General features: G+C 43.4%; 18 protein-coding genes and 1 tRNA gene. 14 read left to right on the plus strand and 5 right to left on the minus strand.

The genetic code is table 11. From position 1 onward, the window contains the following. The first annotated feature begins 211 nt into the window (after positions 1 to 211). From ABIA61_RS00210 to tkt, 4 genes are read left to right on the plus strand one after another with little or no spacing between them, the layout of a single operon-like run. Positions 212 to 2,257 (plus strand): BglG family transcription antiterminator, encoded by a 2,046-nt coding sequence (locus tag ABIA61_RS00210; protein WP_283655412.1) that lies wholly within the window; start codon positions 212 to 214, stop codon positions 2,255 to 2,257. Then, positions 2,254 to 2,535, plus strand: coding sequence for a PTS sugar transporter subunit IIB (locus ABIA61_RS00215; protein ID WP_044647107.1), 282 nt, complete (start codon positions 2,254 to 2,256; stop codon positions 2,533 to 2,535). The genes ABIA61_RS00210 and ABIA61_RS00215 overlap by 4 nt, the downstream gene beginning before the upstream one ends. A gap of 15 nt (positions 2,536 to 2,550) precedes the next feature. Beyond that, positions 2,551 to 3,909, plus strand: coding sequence for a PTS ascorbate transporter subunit IIC (locus ABIA61_RS00220; RefSeq protein ID WP_283655413.1), 1,359 nt, complete (start codon positions 2,551 to 2,553; stop codon positions 3,907 to 3,909). Between the two features lie 55 nt (positions 3,910 to 3,964). Continuing rightward, positions 3,965 to 5,977, plus strand: a complete 2,013-nt coding sequence (gene tkt / locus ABIA61_RS00225; RefSeq protein WP_283655414.1) for a transketolase — start codon at positions 3,965 to 3,967, stop codon at positions 5,975 to 5,977. A gap of 142 nt (positions 5,978 to 6,119) precedes the next feature. Here tkt and ABIA61_RS00230 read toward each other — a convergent pair whose 3' ends face one another. Continuing rightward, a complete protein-coding gene (locus tag ABIA61_RS00230; protein ID WP_044647110.1) occupies positions 6,120 to 6,464 on the minus strand; it encodes a helix-turn-helix domain-containing protein in 345 nt (114 codons plus the stop codon). 253 nt (positions 6,465 to 6,717) lie between these two features. Here ABIA61_RS00230 and ABIA61_RS00235 point away from each other — a divergent pair, with 253 nt between their 5' ends. From ABIA61_RS00235 to ABIA61_RS00245, 3 genes are all read left to right on the plus strand, one after another. Beyond that, positions 6,718 to 7,083, plus strand: a complete 366-nt coding sequence (locus tag ABIA61_RS00235) for a hypothetical protein (RefSeq protein ID WP_404580173.1) — start codon at positions 6,718 to 6,720, stop codon at positions 7,081 to 7,083. 119 nt (positions 7,084 to 7,202) lie between these two features. Next, on the plus strand, positions 7,203 to 7,307 hold the full coding sequence (locus ABIA61_RS00240) for a hypothetical protein (RefSeq protein WP_014280781.1): 105 nt from the start codon (positions 7,203 to 7,205) through the stop codon (positions 7,305 to 7,307). A 231-nt stretch (positions 7,308 to 7,538) separates the two neighbouring features. Then, positions 7,539 to 7,721, plus strand: coding sequence for a DUF6386 family protein (locus ABIA61_RS00245; protein WP_283655416.1), 183 nt, complete (start codon positions 7,539 to 7,541; stop codon positions 7,719 to 7,721). A 188-nt stretch (positions 7,722 to 7,909) separates the two neighbouring features. Here the strand turns inward: ABIA61_RS00245 and ABIA61_RS00250 are convergent, their stop codons facing one another. Then, positions 7,910 to 9,040 carry a phosphodiester glycosidase family protein gene (locus tag ABIA61_RS00250; protein ID WP_283655417.1) on the minus strand — a complete coding sequence of 377 codons (1,131 nt, stop codon included), beginning with the start codon at positions 9,038 to 9,040 and terminating at the stop codon, positions 7,910 to 7,912. A 249-nt stretch (positions 9,041 to 9,289) separates the two neighbouring features. Between ABIA61_RS00250 and ABIA61_RS00255 the strand changes: the two genes are divergently transcribed. The 4 genes from ABIA61_RS00255 to nspC all read left to right on the plus strand — a co-directional run bounded on the left by ABIA61_RS00255 (position 9,290) and on the right by nspC (position 14,748). Beyond that, positions 9,290 to 9,913 carry an SMI1/KNR4 family protein gene (locus ABIA61_RS00255; RefSeq protein ID WP_283655418.1) on the plus strand — a complete coding sequence of 208 codons (624 nt, stop codon included), beginning with the start codon at positions 9,290 to 9,292 and terminating at the stop codon, positions 9,911 to 9,913. Positions 9,914 to 10,094: 181 nt separating this feature from the next. Further along, a complete protein-coding gene (gene htpG, locus ABIA61_RS00260; protein ID WP_283655419.1) occupies positions 10,095 to 11,975 on the plus strand; it encodes a molecular chaperone HtpG in 1,881 nt (626 codons plus the stop codon). A 425-nt stretch (positions 11,976 to 12,400) separates the two neighbouring features. Next, positions 12,401 to 13,600 (plus strand): saccharopine dehydrogenase family protein, encoded by a 1,200-nt coding sequence (locus tag ABIA61_RS00265; RefSeq protein ID WP_137062499.1) that lies wholly within the window; start codon positions 12,401 to 12,403, stop codon positions 13,598 to 13,600. An 8-nt stretch (positions 13,601 to 13,608) separates the two neighbouring features. Beyond that, entirely contained in the window at positions 13,609 to 14,748 is a 1,140-nt protein-coding gene (gene nspC, locus ABIA61_RS00270; protein WP_283655420.1) for a carboxynorspermidine decarboxylase, read from the plus strand. A 94-nt stretch (positions 14,749 to 14,842) separates the two neighbouring features. Here nspC and ABIA61_RS00275 read toward each other — a convergent pair whose 3' ends face one another. Further along, positions 14,843 to 15,331 (minus strand): hypothetical protein, encoded by a 489-nt coding sequence (locus tag ABIA61_RS00275; RefSeq protein ID WP_283655421.1) that lies wholly within the window; start codon positions 15,329 to 15,331, stop codon positions 14,843 to 14,845. 381 nt (positions 15,332 to 15,712) lie between these two features. Here ABIA61_RS00275 and ABIA61_RS00280 point away from each other — a divergent pair, with 381 nt between their 5' ends. Both ABIA61_RS00280 and ABIA61_RS00285 read left to right on the plus strand, forming a co-directional pair. Continuing rightward, positions 15,713 to 16,228: a hypothetical protein gene (locus tag ABIA61_RS00280; RefSeq protein WP_404580174.1), complete on the plus strand. Its 516-nt coding sequence runs from the start codon at positions 15,713 to 15,715 to the stop codon at positions 16,226 to 16,228. A 77-nt stretch (positions 16,229 to 16,305) separates the two neighbouring features. Continuing rightward, complete coding sequence (locus ABIA61_RS00285; RefSeq protein WP_404520663.1) at positions 16,306 to 16,812, plus strand: GNAT family N-acetyltransferase; 507 nt, start codon at positions 16,306 to 16,308, stop codon at positions 16,810 to 16,812. A 103-nt stretch (positions 16,813 to 16,915) separates the two neighbouring features. Here ABIA61_RS00285 and ABIA61_RS00290 read toward each other — a convergent pair whose 3' ends face one another. Further along, the gene (locus tag ABIA61_RS00290) at positions 16,916 to 17,353 is read right to left on the minus strand and encodes an N-acetyltransferase (protein WP_283655424.1); all 438 of its coding nucleotides are present in this window, start codon (positions 17,351 to 17,353) and stop codon (positions 16,916 to 16,918) included. A gap of 417 nt (positions 17,354 to 17,770) precedes the next feature. Between ABIA61_RS00290 and ABIA61_RS00295 the strand changes: the two genes are divergently transcribed. Next, positions 17,771 to 17,854, plus strand: a tRNA-Leu gene (locus ABIA61_RS00295). Positions 17,855 to 17,982: 128 nt separating this feature from the next. On the opposite strand, the gene ABIA61_RS00300 is transcribed toward ABIA61_RS00295, so the two are convergent. Further along, a complete protein-coding gene (locus ABIA61_RS00300; protein WP_283655425.1) occupies positions 17,983 to 18,528 on the minus strand; it encodes a CGNR zinc finger domain-containing protein in 546 nt (181 codons plus the stop codon). Positions 18,529 to 18,610 lie beyond the last annotated feature (82 nt).

Genomic DNA, 18,610 nt, shown 5'->3' on the forward strand with positions numbered 1-18,610 from the left:
CCTGTAGAGGGCATACCTGTTTTGTAGAATTATTGTCTTCCCCTCTACAAGTCACACTATTGATTTTACAGGAGCCTCTTGCCTTTCGCATGTAAGTAAAGGATGACATTTCAGTCCAATACACCTGCCAACATCACAACAAAGATTGGATTCAACAGCTATGATATGGCTCATAATTTTCATTTATAATAAGCACAAGGAGGCTCATAAGATGTTTGACCACAAGTCATTGCAATTGCTAACTCAGATGGTTAACTATCCGAAGTTGTCAATTCCGGAGTTGAGACTTCAATTGAATTTATCGCCTCGACAGTTTGAATATACGCTGAATAAATTAAATGACGGACTAATTGAGTTGGATTTACCGAAGATTGAAGTAATTGAAATGGGGTTTAAGATTGACGAAAGAGTTAAGAAACACTGGAAAAATGAGGAATTATCACTTGGTCGCAAGCAACTGGTTTTTCAAGAGAATGAACGACTGTATTTGATTTATTTATACACGTATATCCGGCGGGAGCCGATTTCGATCGTTCATTATCAGTCTTTGCTCCAGGTAAGCAGGAATACGGCCTTGGCAGATGTCAAAAAGCTACGTGCGCTTTGTCAGGGAGAAGGTGTCAAATTAGATTATAACCGAACGGACGGTTTTAAATTGGAGGGAGAAGAGCGTCACAAGCGGCGATTTGCATCGGTATGTATTGGGACACTATCACAGCTGCCGATGGGACGCCCGGGTATCAAGCAGGTGATGGATAGTTGGAAATATGAAGATGCAAGTACAACGATCAAGCAGCAATTAACCGATATGGCTCATGAGTATCAGGTCGTCTTTGTGGGCAACAGGCTGGATCAACTTATTTATGAGCTGTTGTTTCTGCAATTCCGCTATGGGCGTAATGCACTGTTTTTGCCCGTTAAGCAAACAGAGTTAATACAACAACAACCACTCTTTCTGATGGGCAAGAAATTATCCGCTTATTTGTTTAATGAAGTGCATGAGATGGAGATCGTATATCTAACGATTCAATTATTGTCAGCTACGCAGGGCGTGCCCCATATTTATCCCAGTGAAGAGCTGAGTTATGTATCTGACGAAATTATCAGGGAAGTAGAACGCCTGACCCTAGTACCCTTTAAAGAAAAACCTATTTTGCAATCGATCTTGTACAAGCATTTGGTACCGGCTTACTTTAGGATTATGTGTGAAGTGCCTTTATCTAATCCTTTAATTGACACTATCAAAGCAGAACATGATGCCCTGTTCAAACTGGTCAAGCAAGCGTTGAAGCCATTGTCTGATTTTACAGGGGAGTGGATCTCGGATGAAGAGGTTGGATACTTTACCATTTTGTTCGGGGGGCATGTCCGCAGATTAGAACCTGAACCTAAAGTATACCGTGCTACAATTGTATGTCCAAACGGGATCAGTTCCTCCATGATGTTACGGACGCAATTGTGTCAGCTATTTCCGGGCGTGCATTTTACGGAATCACATTCGGTTGCGGAATTAAAACAGATATCTCCGGATAGCTATGACATGATTTTTTCTACTATTTATTTGGAATCATCCAAACCTGTTTACTTGACTCGCCCATTATTAACCGTATTAGAAGAAGATTATTTGCAACAAGCTGTTGCTGCTGATTTTGATCTGCCCGTACCTTCTGCGGTGCCCATAGATGAATTAATGGCTACCATACGGAAACATGCCACGATTAAAAGCGAAAAAGCACTTTATACAGATTTAACAAATCATTTACGACAGATGCGTTCAATTGAAAGGAGTCATTCCCCTATGTTGTCCGAGCTTTTAACTGTAGATAAAATTCGATTCACGGATGCTCCCCTGGATTGGAAGGAAGCGATTCAACTAGCAGCCAAACCATTAGAGGAACAGAACTATATTACACCTGACTACACACAGGCAATGATTAACAGAGTTTTGGAAATCGGTGCTTTTATTCATGTCGGCAAAGGAATTGCTATCCCACATGCAAGGCCGGAACAAGGTGTGCAGAAATTGGGAATGTCGCTGTTGCGAGTGAAAAAACCGGTGTTGTTGCTTGATCAGCCGGAGCATGCGATTGATATGTTTATTTGCCTAGCGGCGATTGACAATAAGTTGCACTTAAAGGCGCTGACGGAATTGACTTCGTTTCTGGTCAACGACGATTCGTTAAACCGTTTGAAAGAAGCTACAACAGCGGACGAAATTATAGCCATGATGCAAAAAAAAGGAGACGATAAAAAATGAAAATTTTAACAGTTTGTGGTTCTGGTCTGGGAACAAGCTTTATGGTGGAAATGAATATTAAGCAGCTATTGAATGAGATGGGCGTAGAGGGTGTGGAAGTAGATCATTCCGATCTGGGTTCCGCTACGCCTGGGAGCGCAGATGTGTTTTTTCTTGCCAGAGACATTGCTGAAGGCGGAGCGAGCCTGGGTGATGTGGTCGTTCTGGAAAACATTATCGATCTCGAGGAATTACGCACAAAACTAACAGCAGTCTTACAAGATAAAAATCTATTGTAAGGAGAATTGGCCCATATGAATAAAGCTTTGAATATACTGATTAACGTTTTGAGTGAGCCGTCTGTGCTAGTTGCGTTGATTGCTTTGGTAGGGTTGCTGGCTCAGCGGAAAAATCTCTCGGATATCCTGAAGGGAACGACCAAAACGTTTGTAGGATTTCTTGTCATCAGTGCAGGCGCAGGTGTTTTGCAGCAAGCTCTTGCACCTTTTGGCGATATGTTTAAAGCAGCGTTTCATGTAAGCGGTATCGTTCCAAATAATGAAGCTATTGTGGCTCTTGCCGTGAGTAAGTATGGTTCCTCCACCGCACTGATTATGTTTTTCGGTATGATTGTGAACCTGCTGATTGCTCGTTTTACACGATTTAAGTACATTTTTTTAACAGGTCATATTACGCTATATATGTCATGTATGATTGCTATCATTTTATCAGTGAGTGGTTTCACATCCGTCTCCCTTATCCTTTTTGGAGCGCTGACTGTAGGTATTTTCATGTCGCTTTCTCCGGCCGTTGTGCAGCCATTTGTCCGTAAATTAACGGGCAATGACAATGTGGCTTTGGGGCATTCTGGCGCGGTCGGCTTTGCTATTGGCGGGCTGGTAGGTATGGCAGTGAAAGGCAAGAAAGACATTGTATCCACTGAACAAATCAATTTCCCTAAAGGACTCGGCTTTCTGCGGGACAGTACGGTCAGTATTGCGTTAACGATGGCGGTCTTCTACATCATTGTAGCCCTTTTTGCAGGTCCGGCTTATGTCGAAAGTCACTTGAGTAACGGGAAAAACTATATTTTATTTGCGCTACTTCAGGCAGGGTTGTTTTCTGCAGGCGTATTTATCATCTTGTCGGGTGTACGTCTGGTCTTGGCTGAAATTGTACCGGCATTTAAAGGGATTTCCTCGAAAATTGTACCGAATTCCAAACCGGCGCTGGATGTCCCTATTGTTTATACCTATGCTCCGAACGCGGTACTGATAGGCTTTTTCTCCAGTTTTGTGGGGGGGATTGTCAGCATGCTCATTCTGGTTTTATCCGGCGGGATTGTTATTTTACCTGGGGTTGTCCCGCACTTCTTCACAGGAGCAGCAGCAGGAGTGTTTGGAAATACCATGGGCGGTGTGCGTGGCGCCATTTTAGGCGCATTTGTGAACGGAGTGCTCATCAGTTTCATGCCAATTCTATTAATACCTGTATTAGGGGATCTCGGGTTAGCCAACGCAACCTTCTCCGATTCCGACTTCGGTGTAGTGGGGGTGTTCTTGAGCGGGCTAAACCAGATGGGTGGAAAAACGATAACGATGATCGGGATCGGTTTGGTGCTGCTCATTATGATTTTGGTAAGCCTGAAAAAGCCGAAAAGCAGTGCGCAATAAACAATACAAATGAACACTATAAAAAAACGAGGATCAGGAAGAGAGGACAAACTTTATGAGATTTAACCAGCAAGACCTTCAAGCCGTTATGGCCATCCGAGCATTATCTTTAGACGCGATTGATGAAGCAAACTCCGGGCATCCCGGATTACCTTTAGGTGCAGCACCTATGGCTTATGCTCTTTGGTCACAGGCATTACTTGTAAATCCCAAAAATTCGCGATGGGAAAATCGGGATCGGTTCGTTCTGTCTGCTGGCCATGGATCCATGCTCCTTTACAGTCTGCTTCACTTATCCGGTTTTGATGTGATGATTGACGATTTGAAGAAATTCCGGCAGCTAGGTTCCCGAACGCCCGGGCATCCAGAAGTCGGACACACCGACGGTGTGGAAGCGACGACGGGACCCTTGGGACAAGGGGTGGCGATGGCTGTTGGCATGGCATTGGCAGAACGGCATTTAGCAGGTTTATATAATAAGGAGTCCTTTCCGATTGTGGATCACTACACGTATTGTCTGTGCGGAGATGGTGATTTAATGGAGGGCGTGGCTAATGAAGCGATCTCTCATGCCGGCCATGAGCAATTGGATAAATTAATCATGCTATACGATTCCAATGACATATCGCTGGATGGAGAACTGAGTCACTCTTTCTCAGAAAATATAAAACAGCGGTTTGAGTCCAGTGGGTGGCAACATATCCTGGTTACAGAGGGTAATGATCTTACCGAGATTACTGCAGCGATTGACTTGGCACGAGAAAATCATACACAACCTACAATTATTGAAGTGAAGACTGTGATCGGGTATGGCTCACCGCATGCCGGTACGCATAAAGTTCATGGTTCACCTCTGGGAGAAGCAGGAACGGCTGCGGCAAAATTGAGCTATCAATGGGAACTACCGGCTTTTACCGTATCAGAGGAAGTATATACCCTTTTTCGTGAAAAAGTAGCAGTTCGTGGTGCCAAAGCCGAGGCTGAATGGCAGGCTCTAATGGTGAATTATACGGAAAGTTATCCAGAACTGGCTAAACAGTTTCATGACAGCTTTACCAATATACTGCCCGTAGATTGGGAAAAACCATTGGCTGATTACGAAGCAAGCTCAAGTAAAGCAGGACGAGATACCGGCAGCGACATCTTGAACTTGATTGCACAGCAGGTCCCTTATTTCTTTGGAGGTTCAGCTGACTTAGCGAGCTCCAATAAGACATTAATTGCAGGAGATGAACGTTTTTCTAAATCAGCCCCAGCAGCACGTAACATTTGGTTTGGTGTACGTGAATTTGCGATGGCAGCTGAAATGAATGGCATAGCACTGCACGGTGGGTTAAAGATTTATGGAGGAACTTTCTTTGTATTTTCCGATTATTTAAAAGCAGCTATACGCTTGGCGGCCATTCAGCAACTTCCGGTGATTTACGTACTAACCCATGACTCCATTATCGTAGGAGAAGACGGACCTACCCATGAGCCGATCGAGCAACTGGCAGGATTGCGTGCGATGCCGAATTTAAATGTAATCCGTCCCGCAGACGGCAATGAAGTGATCGCTGCCTGGCATATGGCGATCTCATCAGTTTCAACACCGACAGCACTTGTCCTTACACGTCAGGCTCTGCCGATCCTTGCAGGCAGCTCTGAAAAGGCGTTGGAAGGTGTGAAAAAAGGCGGATATGTTTTAGCGCCTGCTTCCAAAGAAGTACCAGATTTGCTGTTAATCGCAAGTGGTTCAGAGGTGAAGCTGGCTGTCGAAGCACAGAGTATCTTGGAAAACGAAGGCATTTCAGCATCTGTCGTAAGCTTGCCGAACACATCTGCTTTTGATCAGCAGAACGAAGCTTACAAAGAAAGAGTCTTGCCCAAAGCAATACGTGCCCGCGTCGGCATTGAAATGGGGGCAAGCTTTGGCTGGGAACGCTATATCGGACTGGACGGAAAGATGTTAGCCATTGATCGTTTTGGCGCATCCGGTAAAGGAACCGAAGTTGTAGAAGCCTTTGGCTTTAACGCAGCCAATATCGTTGCTTTAGCGAAAGAGGTACTTGCTGAATTAAGGAAATGATAAGAAATTAGAAACACTGAAAAGGCGCAAACACGCTACTAAGCAGTTACGCAAAAAAAGTCGTTCATTAGATCAATCTGATGAGCGGCTTTTTTGATATGTTTCTACACGATGTAACTGAACCACATATGTGTGCGTGTCATTATTCATTGTTTAAAATCTCTTTAACAATATTTTTCGCTAGCTTAATTTTTTGAGGGTTTGACTTTCTAAGCAATGTTAGTATTTCATTTAGTTCGGCTTCATGCTTTGTAACCTTAATTTCCTCATTTACATAAGCAAAAAGCTGAATCAAATTAACATCCAGTGCATTTGCAATTTTAGCTATATTTAATAAGGATACGTTCTTTTCCCCACGTTCAATCTGCCCTATGTATGAAAAATGAAATCCGCCTTTTTCTCCAAGCGATTCCTGAGACAAGCCCTTTTCTTTTCGCAAAGCACGTATTCTGGCACCCACTAATTTGAGAACTTCTTTATCTTCCATCGTCTACACCTCACTATTCTAAAAGTGTAGACAAGATATCTAAAGGAAAACATTGAATGATGAATACAATAAATATTAATGATATCTATAAGTATTATTTCAGGGTATAATAAGACTAATATTGAAATTCTCTGGAGGAATAGATATGAAAAAAGATCCTTCTACCCTTAACCGAAGTCATACCCAGCCATCCAGACGCGCACAACACTTACATCATTCAATAACCGATTTTTACACCCTAGCCCAATACCACATGAAACTAGCCAAAATCCTGCAAAAGCACAACCAGCTCCAATGCTGCATTATCCTGTGCGACTGGGCTTTGACTTCCATGCTGAAAGCCCTATATATGAAGGAAAACAATACCCTTTGCCCTCCAGATTTCCTGAGCATGACTGACCTGCTGCACTTATTACATACCGACACCAACCCGGGATTGGATGTTGTTGTTTTTAACGGCACCACTCAATTTCTGTCATCCCAGTTAGAAACCCCGCTCCTTCGAAAGATGAAGAACAAGGATGTGGGCAGACTGCTGCGCAGAACCGACGACATTCTGTGCCAGTTGTCCCCCCGTGTGATTACCGATCCATCCGAAACGTATCAGTCCATTTTCTAAGAAGTCCTATCCTGTCAAAATAAACTCGCTTGCCAAATAAACGTTGCCAATGCGCCCTGTCGTAAACCGTTTTTCTTCATACGATAAGAGTATGCTTTAAAGCAAGGAGGGATTCAGACATGGGTGAAGTTGGTTACGGTGGCGGTGGAGCATGGACATCCACAGGCGCAATTCTGGTATTGTTTATTTTGCTGGTGATTATCACTAAATCTTTTCTGATCTAACAGCAGGTTAGCATCGCTTAAATTCACAAAGCAGCCTTCTTTCACTATATAGTGAGGGAAGGCTTTTTTTGTGTGTAGAACGGATGCTAACCTAAGCATGTTGTCTGTCCCTGCAAGCATTGCTATACTTTATATACAGGGAAAATTTACCTTAGAAATGTGACATACATGGATACGCAGAATACGCGAAAAAAATGGAGATTCGTTGACCAAAATCAGGAGGACTACACAATGAACGTAGCAAGCAGTCCATTTCAATTCACGACAGATACGGCGACCCTTTGCGTATTTGATACAGAAGCACTTAAGCATCGTTTGGACGATGAGCCGGATTGGTGGTCCATCGAAGAGGACGAACTGGGCGAGTTGAACCAGGGGAATGTGGCTTTATTTAATCTATTTACCTTTCTTTAATACAGTGCAGCGAAGGCAGCAATAGCTTACAAGTCTGATCCGATTGTAAATACAGGATGAACCCTGTAACGACCCTGACAAGCCGCTTGAATATGCGGAAACCCTGAACAGGTGGAAACCTGAGCTTATGAAAATGGAAAAGGCCATCCCCACGGCTTACACATCCGTGAAGACAGCCCTTAACCCGTCTATTGATATTTTATAATAATCGCATTGCTGATTTGGCGGCCGGGTGTGGTGAGATAGGAACCGTTGTAATACAGCCCACTGGAAGCACCGCCATCCAAATTCATGGCCTGATAAGCGCCTGCCTGCTTCATGATTTGAGCAAGCTGTGGAATAGTGGCTCCGCCTGTGGTCAGGAGGATTAGCTTATGATCCCGTGTAATCCCGAGTGCACTGCGGGCCCCGCCGCCTGTTAATATTTTAGGGTCCTTGAAGCCTTCAGCTTTGACATTCAGGGAAACCTTTCCGTTCGTCACCAGACGAGGTCCGGCTTGTAGGGCGCCTTCGACGTTGCCTTCGCTTAACCGCTGTTCAAAGGCAGGACCCGAAACCAGTTCGGCCAGATGGTTAGCATCGTAGGTAAAGACGGTTCGTTGGTCGCCAGAGCTTTTTTTCAACAAATTCCCGTGGCTGACCAGATAGCCGTAAGGCGTTTTGTATGAGCTTTTGGTATAGGCGTCAAAGTAGGTGCCGTTGATGGCTACAACCGCTTGATTGCGTTTGGCGAGACCGCTTAAGTTCTCCACTTTGCCGATGGTATTGCCTGCCAGCGCCACATCCAGATTCACCTTGGGATGAAGCATGGAGATGGTGACCACCTTAGCGGAGTAGGTGCGTGATCCGACCTTGAAGCTTTTGTGAGCCGTCTGGATCGGTGTGGTGCTGCTAGGTAGCTTGCCCGTGAATACCGGAAGCCTGACAGACGTTGTGCCCTGCTTGATATGTACCGATGAGGTTTCCTTTTGCCATGAGACTTGCAGGTTTAGGTGCTGGCTGATGAACTGCAAGGGAACGTAGGTGGAACCATTATCGGTAAAAGGAGCCTTTTGCATACGGATTGTTTGATCATTAACTTTAGCCGTAGACTGTCCTGCAAATAAGGTGAGCCGGGTATCGCCTTGGGCAATTTCAATTTTTTTGTCCGTTGCCGTCATGTTGATGGTGATCCCTTCATAGCTGTTCAGGAGGCGAAGCGGGATGAAGGAGTGGTTATTCTGATCCACATAGACCAGCATGGGCGCTGGTGCAGCAGCGTAGATCGGGGTTACAAGGATTAGCAGGGACAGGATAACAAGTACGGTGATTCTTTTCATGAATAGATCAATCTCCTTATGTAGTCTTGACACTTTACGAGGTGCTTGTACTTATATCGGATTTTATAAGTTGTAAATGTATGTGCGAGACAGGGCGCTGGATCATCTGGCGTAACCATGAGCCACTGCGCTGGTAATACGAATATTTTGAAAATGATGATAAAAGCAAAATCTGTTAAGCTGAGCTTGGAAGAATGTGTAATGGCATATGATGCAGTTCTGATATAGAAAGGAAAGAGGTGCGGGGACATGGACAAGAAGGCGGATATTCGCACATCCATGAAGGAGTTATTTGCACATATGGATGAAGCTTTTTTTATGGATTTGGTAGAAAATGTACCCTTCGAGATGCGTGACGGCAATGCCGATGAGGAAGGCTGGATCAAGTGGAAGCCTCTTCCTTCGCAGATCACAGAGCAGGAGGTTCGGGATCTTGAGGAAACCTACCATTTCGAGCTTCCTCCCTTGCTGAGAAGTTTCATCATGTCCTATCATTATGTGTCTTTGCAATTCGATAACGAATTCATTCCTGGAGTCTACTGGAGCGATTGTACCTTTATTGAGTTTCCACGACTGCCTGTGGGCCAAGGCTTGAAGGGATTTCATGATTTGCTCCGCGAATGGTCGCCCTTGCTATCGGCAGGTTATATTCCATTTGCAATTGCTGAGGAAAACGAAGGTCCTGTCTGTTTGAATGCAGGAAGTAGACAAAAAGATGGTGACTATCCGATTGTATGGTTCTATCACCAGGATTTGAAACATCTGGACGAGGACGATTTACGCATCAGGGAAAATCTGATTCCCCATGTACAAGGACTGTTCCCATCTTCTGTCGAGATGTTTAACGTGATGTTTAAGCAGATCAGGCACTAACAATTTCGGAATTGGGACTATATTATGCATCTATCGTATTGACATAAAAAATGAGGAATGTTATAAAAAAAGGTAGGCTGGCACTCGAATGAGGGGAGTGCTAACAGACTTTCGAGTTTGGACGGTTCCCCATGTGCAGCCTTACCTTACATAAGGTTCATATTCGAAAGGAGATATCAGAATGGAGAAAAAACAGTTTCAGGCTGAGTCCAAGCGTCTGCTCGAAATGATGATTAACTCGATTTACACGCAAAAGGAAATTTTTCTAAGAGAGCTGATCTCCAACGCAAGTGATGCGATTGACAAAATTTATTACAAAGCGCTGACGGATGATCAACTGGTCTTTGATAAAGAAAATTACTATATCAAAGTAACAGCCGACAAGGAGAACAGAATGCTCACTCTTCGCGATACCGGGATTGGTATGACGAAGGAAGAACTGGAAAACAACTTGGGTGTCATTGCTAAAAGTGGCTCACTGGCGTTCAAAAATGAGAATGAATCCAAGGATGGTCATGACATCATTGGGCAGTTCGGGGTAGGCTTCTATTCGGCGTTCATGGTGGCGGATGTCGTTACAGTGACTACAAAGGCACTGGGCAGCGATACCGCTTATAAGTGGGAATCCACAGGTGCAGACGGGTATACCATTGAGCCGGCCGAGAAGGATGAAGTCGGTTCTGTGATTGTTTTGAAAATCAAAGCAAACACCGAGGATGAATCCTACGACGAATATTTGGACGAGTATCGTTTAAAAGCACTGATCAAGAAATACTCCGACTTTATCCGTTATCCGATCAAGATGGATGTTACAGGCAAACGTCTGAAAGAGGGCAGTGACAACGAGTTCGAGGATTACGAAGAAGAACAGCTTATTAACAGCATGGTTCCAATCTGGAGAAAGAACAAAAGCGAGCTGACCGACGAGGATTATCACAATTTTTATGTGGAAAAACGCTATGGCTATGACAAGCCACTCCAGCATATCCACGTCAGCGCGGACGGCGCGGTGGTGTACCAGGCTATTTTATTCATTCCAGAAAATATCCCGTTTGATTTCTATTCCAAGGAGTATGAAAAAGGGCTGGAACTGTACGCCAACGGCGTGCTGATTATGGAAAAATCGCCTGACCTGCTGCCGGATTATTTCAGCTTTGTCAAAGGTATGGTGGACTCCGAAAGCTTGTCGTTGAACATTTCCAGAGAGATGTTGCAGCATGACCGCCAGTTGAAGCTGATTGCCAAAAATATCGAAAGCAAAATCAAAGGCCAGCTGCTGACTCTGCTCAAAAATGAACGGGAAAAGTATGATCAATTCTACAAATCATTTGGAAGACAATTGAAATTTGGCGTCTACAACGATTATGGAACTCATAAGGAGACGCTTCAGGATCTGCTCATGTTCTACTCTTCTACAGAGAAAAAGCAGGTTACACTGGACGAATATATATCGCGTATGCCTGAGGATCAGAAGTATATTTATTATGCTTCCGGAGAGTCCAACGAACGTATTGAGAAGCTGCCGCAGACCGAAATGGTGGCCGACAAGGGCTACGAAATTCTGTACTTCACCGATGATATTGATGAGTTCGCTATTAAAATGCTCATGAGCTACAAGGAGAAAGAATTCAAATCCGTATCCAGTGGCGATCTGGGCATTGAGGCTGACGAGAACGAGAAGGAAACAGAAGCGGAACAAAACGACAACAAAGAGCTGTTCGAGTACATGAAGGGCTTGCTGGAAGGCAAGGTATCCAGTGTTAAAGCCTCCAAGCGCTTGAAGACACATCCGGTGTGTCTGTCCGCAGACGGTGAAGTGACGATTGAAATGGAGAAAATCTTGAACGCCATGCCGAACAACGCCGATGTAAAAGCGAATAAAGTACTGGAGATTAACATCAACCATGCGGTGTTCAACTCTTTGAAAGAGGCTTTTGCTGAGGACAAGGAGAAGGTCAATCTCTATACGGCATTGCTGTATAATCAAGCTCTGTTGATCGAAGGTTTGCCACTGCAAGACCCGGTTGAATTCACCAATGATATTTGCAAAATTATGGTTTAACAAGCTTTAATGCTGTACAGAGCCGTTCCCGCATCGGGGGCGGCTTTATTCATGATAAACAATCCTACAGTACCAGCCAATCATTTTCCCCCCCTCTGAATCTTCTTCAAAGGAAATGGCGGGTGGCCTTTTTACTAGAAATAAGATAATATTAACTCTTTAAGGCTGTTTACTTGGAGTGCAAAAAAACTTCCGGTAAACGTGCACTGACTTCCTTGGAACGCCTTGGGAGGGGCTTTGTGCTCTTTATTTTATGGTGATTTCATGCCTGAATTTGGGATTTGTAAAATTTTTGTGACATAGTGGTGTGAATTTTTACACTGCAAATTATCGTTTTTCTTGATTATTTGATGGGATGTCTTTATAATCATTTTGTTTGCAAGAATGATTAGCGATTAGCGTATGGAATAAGGAGGTTATTTATTTTGGGAAAAGCATTGATTATTGGCGCCGGTGGCGTGGCCAGCGTTGTGGTGCATAAATGTTGCCAAAACCCAGATGTATTTGAAGAAATTTGTATCGCGAGCAGAACTGTTGAGAAATGCGATGCGCTTAAAGAAAAGCTGGGTGGAGGCCGTACGAAGATACAAACGGCTCAGCTGGATGCTGACAACACCGACATGGTCATTGACCTGATTCGAAGCTTTCAACCGGATGTAGTTATCAATGTGGCTCTCCCTTATCAGGATTTGACGATTATGGATGCTTGCCTTGAGACAGGCGTTCATTACGTTGATACGGCGAATTATGAACCGCCGGATACGCCGAAGTTTGAATACAGCTGGCAATGGGCCTACAAAGAAAGATTCGAAAAAGCGGGCATTACAGCTCTGCTGGGCAGCGGTTTTGATCCAGGCGTGACTGGAGTATTTACGGCTTATGCTCAAAAGCATTATTTTGATGAAATTCATACGATTGATATTGTAGATGCGAATGCAGGGGACCACGGATATCCTTTTGCCACTAACTTTAATCCGGAAATTAATATTCGGGAAATTACGGCGAAGGGCCGTTACTTTGAAAATGGAGAGTGGATTGAAACTGAGCCGCTTTCCGAGAAAAAGGTATACGACCTTCCTGAAATCGGACCGAAAAACATATATCTTTTGTACCATGAAGAACTGGAATCTCTTGCAGTAAACATTAAAGGCGTGAAAAAAATCCGTTTCTGGATGACTTTCTCGGACAACTACCTGAATCATTTGAACGTGCTTCAAAACGTAGGCATGACTTCCATTGAGCCTATTGATTACGAAGGACAGCAAATCATTCCATTGCAATTCCTGAAAGCCATTTTGCCAGACCCGGCTTCCCTCGGACCTAGAACCAAGGGTAAAACGAACATTGGATGTATCATCCAAGGCGTTAAAGACGGAAAACCGAAAACGTATTATGTATACAATGTGTGTGATCATGAGGAATGTTATGCAGAGGTTGGCTCCCAAGCCATTTCCTACACGACAGGTGTTCCTGCCATGATCGGCGCAATGCTTATCATTAAAGGCATCTGGAAAAAACCAGGCGTATACAACGTTGAGGAATTTGATCCAGATCCATTCATGGAAGCACTGAATAAACACGGATTGCCATGGCAAGAGAGCTTTACGCCAACGTTGCTTGATTGAGGCCTGTGATGAATATTGATATTAGCGGACTTCCATCACCTTGTTACCTTGTTGACGAAAGACTTCTTGTGAAAAACCTTGAGGTTTTAAATTCTGTTCAAGAGCGAACAGGCTGCAATATTTTGCTTGCTCTTAAGGGATTTTCGATGTTTTCGACATTTCCTCTGGTTGGTAAATATTTAAAAGGCGTAACTTCCAGTTCGTTGTTCGAGGCGAGACTGGGTCGCGAAAAAATGGACAAGGAGGTTCACGTATACGCACCAGCTTATGTTGACAGTGAATTTGACGAGCTACTGGAGTATGTTGACCACGTCGTTTTCAACTCCTTCGATCAATTGAAACGGTTCAAAAGTAAGGTGCAAGGCGTGACTTCCAAAAAGATAGAAATTGGAATTCGGGTCAATCCGGAATATTCGGAAATCGAAACTCCGTTGTACGATCCTTGCTACAACAACTCCAGAATGGGTGTGACCTTGGCTAACTTCAGACCTGAGGATCTGGATGGCGTAGACGGTATTCATTTTCATACGATGTGTGAACAGAATTCGGACACGCTGGAGCGCACCATTAAAGTCGTGGATGAGAAGTTCGGGCCATACATTAAGCAAATGAAATGGCTTAATTTTGGCGGCGGTCATCATATCACCAGAGAAGACTATGATCTGGACACGCTGGTACGCTGCATCCAATATTTTCAGGATAAGTATGGTGTACAGGTTTACCTGGAGCCGGGCGAAGCTATCGCCTTGAATACCGGTTATCTGGTTGCTACAGTTCTGGATACGATGAAAAACGGAATGGACCTTGCCATTCTGGATACTTCGGCTGAATGTCATATGCCTGATGTACTGGCTATGCCGTATCGCCCGAATATCATTGATGCAGGCCAACCTGGTGAGTATGCACACACCTACAGACTCGGTGGACTTACTTGCCTGGCCGGAGATGTGATTGGCGACTATTCCTTTAAAGAGCCATTGAAGCCGGGAGACAAGCTTGTATTCTGCGACATGGCCCATTATACGATGGTCAAAAACCACATGTTTAACGGAGTCAACCTGCCAGCCATCGCCAGCTACAATGACGAAGAAGGCATTAAGGTGATCCGCCAGTTCTCCTATGAGGATTTTAGCTCACGTCTGTCGTAAGATATGGATAGTGTGAAATGACTGAACTACAAAAAGCCACGTCCCTTGAGATAGGGACGCGGCTTTTGATTTATAAGGTTAGAATTTTTAATATTTATTGTTCAATCGTAGCTGTAAGCCTATAATCGAACTGTTGACCAATTTCGTAGCCTGGAACCTCAACTGCTATATAATACCATTTGCCAGCTTCAAGTTCTTTGCCTAAAGTGTTCTGACGATTTTCCGCTGCTCTAATCTCATGACCATTGCTATCGGATAGAACCAATTTTAACCATGCATTAGGATACTTATCCCCTTCAATTTTAAAATTAACCCGTTTGGTCTGAAAAGCCTTGAACTTAAAAACATCGTATGAATCCCAATTCCCTTGAGTAAGTTTTCCAATGGTTCCATATATATCATCACCCAACCAAACTTCGCTTGCTTCTTCAAAGCTATTATTAGGCTCTCTGTCGGTCCCGTTATCATAGAGTTTAATCGATTCCTTAGTGGGTGAAGCAATGTCTTCTTGAGCAAAGGCGGCACCGGCAGAAGTACTTAACATAAGTGTCAGACCTAATGAAGCTAACAACGTTTTTTTCATGAATAAACTACCTCTCTTTTTGGGATTTATATTCATTTATATGAATATATTAGTAATAGAACTCAGATCAATTGTAAATGATTTCCCAGTAAATTGGAACAATAAAAAGGTATATTTATCAATAAAATAAATATAATAGAACATTTTGTTACAAAGGTGTATTTTTTCATCCCTCAGAAGTAAAATCTAAGGAAGTTCTGTAGAAAGGAAATGAAGTATGTACTAACAGCTCAAAATGGAATACATAATCAGAGCTTTTTTTGCTGGAAATTCGGGGAATTTCTTGGCTGCAAACATTTATGATATACTCATTGGATTGGAAACCTATTTGAATGTTAAATGTATGAAACATATGGAATGATAGGCAGAGGTGAAATGAACATGTTTGACCCGACGGTTTTTGATAATTTAAAAGTAGGTATGGAAAATGCAGTATACGATCTGGATAGTCTGGATTCACGTATTGAAATCACGCAACGGATCGACCGATTGGAAATGTCCGTGATGTCGCGTGAATTCGCTATACAGTTCAGGCTGACGGAACGACCCGGTGTGACGGCGGAAATTCGCTTAAATGCAGATTTAAATAACTTGGCTGCAGAAATTTTGGAGATCGAAGATCAAATTCCCGGATGCGTGCTGCTGCTCAGCTTCTATATGGAGATTCGTGAGATTGAAACACAGTGCAGTCAGATTGAAGATTTATTGACGCAAATTTGGAAGCCGGATCTTAGGCCGCTCCAAACGCTCAGCTTTGTTTACGGAGAAAAGGCAGCTACATACCAAAACAAGATTGAGCTTCAATTTTCCAGACAAATTAATGAAGATCAGATGGAGGATATCCCCGAGCTATTGGAGCATATTTTGCTGACGCTTACGGAATTACACAAGGTATGAAAATTGATTTCAACGATTTGGTCAGATTGAATTGAACTGGAAAGGGAAGTTAGAATTAAAGGAGCAGGGAATATAAAATGAATGAACTTGAATTCTCACAAGTGTATGCGATTATGGAAGCCTCTTTTCCTGAAACGGAATGTAGAATCTTTGCGTCGCAAAAGGCACTGCTTACTCATCCTTGTTATCGCTTAATCACTGAAAAGGATGAGCAAGGGCATACGATCGCTTTTCTGGCAGGCTGGGAATTTACACATTTTCGGTTTGTAGAGCATATTGCGGTAGATCAGGCTATACGTGGTGGCGGGTTAGGTAAAAAGCTCATGAGCAGATTTATTTCACAGTCCGATAAACTGGTAGTGCTGGAGGTTGAGCCACCTGAGGATGAATGGACTCGGAGAAGAATTGGTTTTTATGAACGCTTGGGATTCCATCTCAACGATTTTGAGTATGTACAGCCTCCTTTGAGGGAAGGACAGGCCGATCTGAGGCTTCAAATTATGAGCTATCCGTATGCGCTGACAGAGCAGGATTTTGCGCCGTTTAGACAAATTTTATATACCGAGGTTTACGGGCTGAAATGAGAGAACATATATATTAGTGTAGGTAAAATATATAAGGCTCTGCTTTTACCGTATTTATACGGGAGCAGAGCCTTTGACTTCATTGAGATAATGTAACTTAATGTTACTTGTGCTTTGTCCAAACCATTACAAATTCCTTTTCACGGGTTTCTGGATCAATGGATTCCTCTTGAATGATAAATCCATTTCTGGTATAAAAGTTAAATGCCTTCGTGTTGGACTGGTATACTTTCAATTGGATCTGCTCATATTGCTTCTTAACCCAATCTAGTAGTAACTTGCCATAGCCTTTTCGTTGGGAACCTACTCGTATAAATAAGGCCGCCAAATATCCATCTATCATGGAAACGAAGCCACCAATAGTGTGATCGTCCTGTATAATAACGTAGTTTTGAGCTAGAGGAAGGTATTTGTCTTCCATTTCGCCAACCTGTGATGTCCAATATTGTGGATCAATAAAATGATGGGCCTCTATGGAAGCTTCCAGCCATATAGCTGCTAAATCTTTAAACTCTTCCACTTTTCCTGGTTGAATAGACATAGAATGACTCCTTTTCCCGGTATGTAATGTGATTACAATAGTATGATGTTTAACATAAAAAAGACCGTCCGTAGACGGTCTTTCTACCCGTGGCGCTTATTTAAAGCTTTGATCCGTATCCCGCGCCTCCGTCATCTCTGAGAATTAGAGAATGGCGGACCGGGTAAGGGACACGTTCAACATCTGATTACTAATGTTGACGCACCTCCTTTCCTGATGCGTCCATATTACCATATATGGTATGAGAAATCCAGTTGTTTTCACATGTTTTCTGGAATTATATATAGAAAATATAATATAAGAATGGCTTGCTTTTATTCTCTATGAGCGATATAATCTTAATTACGGTGATTATATGTACTGGGCATTATTTATGGCCCTGTTACATAGATAAACATCGGCATGATTACATACTATGCGGTCGTGGCGGAATTGGCAGACGCGCACGGTTCAGGTCCGTGTGGGCTAACCCCCGTGGAGGTTCGAGTCCTCTCGACCGCATCATTAACATAAAAAAGGTTCATCATTGCTCATTGTAGCAATGATGAACCTTTTTTATGTTATCTATAGCGCTGATAGTAATATCAAAGGGATGAGCGTAGCATTAGCCATTTACCCGGGCGTGTATTTCATTGTGATTCCCGGTGTTTCTTGACATGATAACGGGTAGAGCAACGTTTGCTACAGAACCGCTGTAGTCTGTTTTTAGAATGATCGGAAAATATTTCACGGCAAGGATCTGAAACGCAGACTTTGAGTCTTGGTCTTCCGTACAGGGTCAGTTCTCTTCCGAGCGTACGCGAACAGACCGCCAGAATACGGTCGGCCAAGCTGCCTGTGTTTTTATCAGGTGGACTGTAAACATAACGAAAGCTGCCGTCTCCCTGTGCATTTAATCGTGGGCGCAGGGGGGAACGCAATTCACTCTCCGTCAGAAATTCTCCCAGTTGCTCATCACTTCCACTCATAATCAAATCGCGCAGTCTGTCGCGGTAAGCACGCACGGCTGTTAGCTCCTTCAGAGCTACCGTTTCATCGCATAACACTCCATACTTTTGTAGCAAATCATTTAATTGTTCCGGACTGTCAAGCCGTTCCGGTTCTTCATAGTAGGGATCATAACTATTTAATAGATCGAAGGTGAAAGAAAACCAGAGTTCGTTGTAATATTCCAATTCAGTTTGACTCCTTACACGTTGAGGGATATAGTAATGCTTAAAGTATATTTTATGTATTACATTTTAGCAAATAGCTATG

It is taken from the genome of Paenibacillus sp. RC21, assembly GCF_044907935.1.
GTDB classification, from domain to species: Bacteria; Bacillota; Bacilli; order Paenibacillales; family Paenibacillaceae; genus Paenibacillus; species Paenibacillus terrae_A.

Excerpts from the sequence above, each read along its gene's own strand:
- ABIA61_RS00210 (WP_283655412.1), top strand. The coding sequence starts at position 212 with ATGTTTGACCACAAGTCATTGCAATTGCTAACTCAGATGGTTAACTAT.
- htpG (WP_283655419.1), top strand. The coding sequence starts at position 10,095 with ATGGAGAAAAAACAGTTTCAGGCTGAGTCCAAGCGTCTGCTCGAAATG.
- nspC (WP_283655420.1), top strand. The coding sequence starts at position 13,609 with ATGAATATTGATATTAGCGGACTTCCATCACCTTGTTACCTTGTTGAC.
- ABIA61_RS00255 (WP_283655418.1), top strand. The coding sequence starts at position 9,290 with ATGGACAAGAAGGCGGATATTCGCACATCCATGAAGGAGTTATTTGCA.
- ABIA61_RS00235 (WP_404580173.1), top strand. The coding sequence starts at position 6,718 with ATGAAACTAGCCAAAATCCTGCAAAAGCACAACCAGCTCCAATGCTGC.
- ABIA61_RS00250 (WP_283655417.1), bottom strand. The coding sequence starts at position 9,040 with ATGAAAAGAATCACCGTACTTGTTATCCTGTCCCTGCTAATCCTTGTA.
- ABIA61_RS00275 (WP_283655421.1), bottom strand. The coding sequence starts at position 15,331 with ATGAAAAAAACGTTGTTAGCTTCATTAGGTCTGACACTTATGTTAAGT.
- ABIA61_RS00230 (WP_044647110.1), bottom strand. The coding sequence starts at position 6,464 with ATGGAAGATAAAGAAGTTCTCAAATTAGTGGGTGCCAGAATACGTGCT.
- ABIA61_RS00220 (WP_283655413.1), top strand. The coding sequence starts at position 2,551 with ATGAATAAAGCTTTGAATATACTGATTAACGTTTTGAGTGAGCCGTCT.
- tkt (WP_283655414.1), top strand. The coding sequence starts at position 3,965 with ATGAGATTTAACCAGCAAGACCTTCAAGCCGTTATGGCCATCCGAGCA.
- ABIA61_RS00215 (WP_044647107.1), top strand. The coding sequence starts at position 2,254 with ATGAAAATTTTAACAGTTTGTGGTTCTGGTCTGGGAACAAGCTTTATG.
- ABIA61_RS00240 (WP_014280781.1), top strand. The coding sequence starts at position 7,203 with ATGGGTGAAGTTGGTTACGGTGGCGGTGGAGCATGGACATCCACAGGC.
- ABIA61_RS00290 (WP_283655424.1), bottom strand. The coding sequence starts at position 17,353 with ATGTCTATTCAACCAGGAAAAGTGGAAGAGTTTAAAGATTTAGCAGCT.
- ABIA61_RS00245 (WP_283655416.1), top strand. The coding sequence starts at position 7,539 with ATGAACGTAGCAAGCAGTCCATTTCAATTCACGACAGATACGGCGACC.
- ABIA61_RS00280 (WP_404580174.1), top strand. The coding sequence starts at position 15,713 with ATGTTTGACCCGACGGTTTTTGATAATTTAAAAGTAGGTATGGAAAAT.
- ABIA61_RS00285 (WP_404520663.1), top strand. The coding sequence starts at position 16,306 with ATGAATGAACTTGAATTCTCACAAGTGTATGCGATTATGGAAGCCTCT.